General features: G+C 72.9%; 3 protein-coding genes. 2 read left to right on the top strand and 1 reads right to left on the bottom strand.

The features are described from left to right. Positions 1-69 precede the first annotated feature (69 nt). Positions 70-1,155 carry a sensor histidine kinase gene (locus ACFV6I_RS01735; protein WP_380339971.1) on the bottom strand — a complete coding sequence of 362 codons (1,086 nt, stop codon included), beginning with the start codon at positions 1,153-1,155 and terminating at the stop codon, positions 70-72. 486 nt (positions 1,156-1,641) lie between these two features. Here ACFV6I_RS01735 and ACFV6I_RS01730 point away from each other — a divergent pair, with 486 nt between their 5' ends. Next, positions 1,642-2,022, top strand: a complete 381-nt coding sequence (locus tag ACFV6I_RS01730; protein ID WP_380423244.1) for a tail fiber domain-containing protein — start codon at positions 1,642-1,644, stop codon at positions 2,020-2,022. 275 nt (positions 2,023-2,297) lie between these two features. After that, on the top strand, positions 2,298-2,780 hold the full coding sequence (locus tag ACFV6I_RS01725; RefSeq protein ID WP_063348554.1) for a hypothetical protein: 483 nt from the start codon (positions 2,298-2,300) through the stop codon (positions 2,778-2,780). The last annotated feature ends 144 nt before the right edge of the window (positions 2,781-2,924 follow it).

The raw sequence follows: 2,924 nt of genomic DNA, 5'->3' as shown, positions 1-2,924 counted from the left end.
GGGCGGGGGCGGGCGGGGGGGGGGCGGGGCGGGCGGGGGGGGCGCCCCGCCCCCCGCCCCGCCCCAGGCTCAGCCGGCCCTGGACGTCGTCCTGGTCGGCGGGGCCGCGATGACCGCCGAGAGGTGGAACCAGCCGGTCTCGCCCTCCTCCGCGGTCAGCCGTCCCCCGACGGCGAGCAACCGCTCCGTGAGGTTGCCGATGCCCCGGCCGCCGCCCGGCTCCGCCGGGACGCCCTCCGCCAGGACCCCGTCGTTGGACACCACCAGGCTCACGTCGCCGAGTTCGCCCCTGACGGCCCGGATCTCGCAGCGCCGTGCCGCGCTGTGCCGCAGCATGTTGGTGACGGCCTCCCGCGCCACCGCCGCCAGTACGGCGTCGTGCTCGGGCGGCAGGGCGCCGTAGGCCAGGTCGACCTCCACGCTGATGCCGGCCGCCCGCAACGCCGAGGCGGCGAAGCGGGTTTCCCGCGCCAACGACATCTGGAGGTCGCCGCTGGAGATCCACCGGGTGTCGGACATCGCCTGTCTCACCATCGCCAGCACCTCGGAGATCTCCGCCCGGGCGCGCCGCGGGTTCTCCAGGACGGTCCGCTCGGCGATCTGGCACTTCAGTGCTGCCACGGAGAGGCTGTAGCCGAGCAGGTCGTGCAGGTCCCGGGAGAAGCGCAGCCTCTCCTGGTCCACGGCGCGCTCCGCCAGCTCGGTGCGGGCCGCCCGCAACTCCGCGGTCATGTCGGCCAGTCGGGCCACGCCGTAGACGACGATTCCGCCCGCGGCCGTGGAGACGCTCGCGTTGAGGCACTGCCCGACATCGTCGCCCAGCGCCGCGTAGATCGGGTACTGGCCCGCCACCAGCAGGGTGAAGAGGATCCAGGACCTGGGTGCGGCGACGGTCAGGAGCATCGATCCGGCGAACGACCCGGGGATGCCGACCCACGCCCCGTCGAAGACCAGGAACGGCAGGTAGGTGATCACTCCGTGAGCGAGAAGGCTCCACGGCCACCACGGTCGCCTGTGGCGCCACGGGCCGGCGTGCAGGAGCTGAAAGCCGAGCAGGACCAAAAGGACTGTGATGGCGGCCAGTTGGTACGAGAAGCCGTCGCGGTTGCGGATGGTGGCCACGACCGAGGCGGCGAAGAACCCGAGGGCCGCCATGACCACGATGCCCTTGGCGAGGCGGGACAGGGGATCTCTCGGGGTTGGCCGTTCGCCTGACGACTCCGAGTGGCGATCGTCGCCCAGTCGGTACGCACCGTGACCCAATGAGAGCTCCCGAAAAGCGACTTGACCCGCCATGGGCGCACAGAAGGCCCGTCGTTTACCTCAAGGACCCCCCGTGCTTCCGACCGTGAGCATAGTTCCCGTCGGAAACCCGCCGTTGACATTCGACCCCGGCCTTGAAATCTGAGGCTCAACGCCGGTTGCTCCTGCCAACTCCCCCTGGGCTTCGTGCCGATCGGCCCTCGACGGGTCGGCCGGCGGCTCGGACAGGTGGTGCGGCGGTCGAATGCGGGTCCGGGCCGGGGCTTCACTCGATGGGGGGAAGCGTGGCGGCGGGATCCCCTATGTCCTGATTGTCGGACGCGGGCAGGTGGGGCGTTCGGGTGGGATGGGCGTCCCGATCGACTGGAGCCGCTGAGCATGGGCCTGTTCCGACGCTCCGGGAAGGCGGCCCGGACCGCCCCGGAGCACACCGAGACCGCCGACACCGCCGACACCGCCGCCGTCGCCCCGGCCGGGGCGGTCAACGGCCATCAGGTACTGGAGACGGTCCTCGCCCTGCCCATCAGCACCTGGCGCTACCTGTGGGAGCCCGAACAGGTGCGGCACATCGGGCCGATGGCCCAGGACTGGCACGCCTCCTTCGACTTCCACCACGAGAACACCCGCGTGATCCCCGTCGTCGACGCCAACGGCATCGCCCTGGTCTGCATCCAGGCCCTGAACCGGCGCATCGACGAACTCGCCACCGAGATCCAGCGCCTGCGCGAACTCACCCAGGGCGCCGAGTCGAGCCGGTGAGTGGGACGCGACCCCTGGCGGCTGCGGGTGGGATGCGGGGGGCGCGGGAGGGGCGTGCGGGAGGGGTGCGGAAGAGGGTGTGGGAACGGTAAGAGGCGGAACTGTCCGTCCACGCCCACCGTCCAAGCAGTGGACGGAATCCCGGCCCGGCCTGAACACCGGGAGGAGCGCGGAGGGGACCAGTGCAGCCAGGTGGTGCCGAACTGAACGTCGGATTCCCGGGTGGAAGCCGAGGCGGTGCGCCGGTCGTGCCACCCGCCCGGTGGCCCGGCCCAGTGCCGGCGGTCGATCAGCTCGAAGCCGCCGAGCGCTGCGAGACCCTGCTTCAGGACACCCTGGACGCCGTCCGGCCGGCGCCGGTCTGGCAGGGGGCGGCGCCCAGAGCGGGCGCGCGGCTGTCGCTGCCGGGGCGGGACCCGGACCTGCGCTGGTACGTCACCCGGGGGCGGGACATCCTCACCATCGTCTCGGCGGTCCGGCGGGCGGCACTGGTGGACGCGGTCGAGCGGCACTGGCGGCAGCGCGGCTGGACGATCACTTCGCTGAATGCCGGCCGGAGCCGCCCCGGGGTTGCCGCCGCCACCCTAGACGGTTATCAACTGGCGCTGGCATTCGGCGAGTTGGGTGAGGCCGGGCTGACCGCGAGCTCGCCCGGGGTGGCCCGCTCGGAGCGGCTGCCGTCACTGCAGGGCGCCGGCGGCCGCGGCCCGGCGCCGCTGCCGAACGTGTGCTGCCCGTACTGGAGCGCGATGGTCTAGCCGGCTGCGGAAGAGTCGGAAGAGCCGGAAGAAATGGAAGGCGCTGGACGCGGCTGAGGGCCGCGCACGCAGGGGAGGCGCGGGGGGGGGGGGGCCCCCCCCCCCCCCCCCCCCCCCCCCCGCGCGGCCCGCGCGTTGTTAATA

The organism is Kitasatospora sp. NPDC059803, assembly GCF_042732255.1.
GTDB lineage: Bacteria > Actinomycetota > Actinomycetes > Streptomycetales > Streptomycetaceae > Kitasatospora.
Note: the sequence above shows the minus strand (reverse complement) of the source record. Positions and strands in the feature narration are given on the sequence as shown.

Excerpts from the sequence above, each read along its gene's own strand:
- ACFV6I_RS01735 (WP_380339971.1), bottom strand. The coding sequence starts at position 1,155 with ATGGCGGCCCTCGGGTTCTTCGCCGCCTCGGTCGTGGCCACCATCCGC.
- ACFV6I_RS01730 (WP_380423244.1), top strand. The coding sequence starts at position 1,642 with ATGGGCCTGTTCCGACGCTCCGGGAAGGCGGCCCGGACCGCCCCGGAG.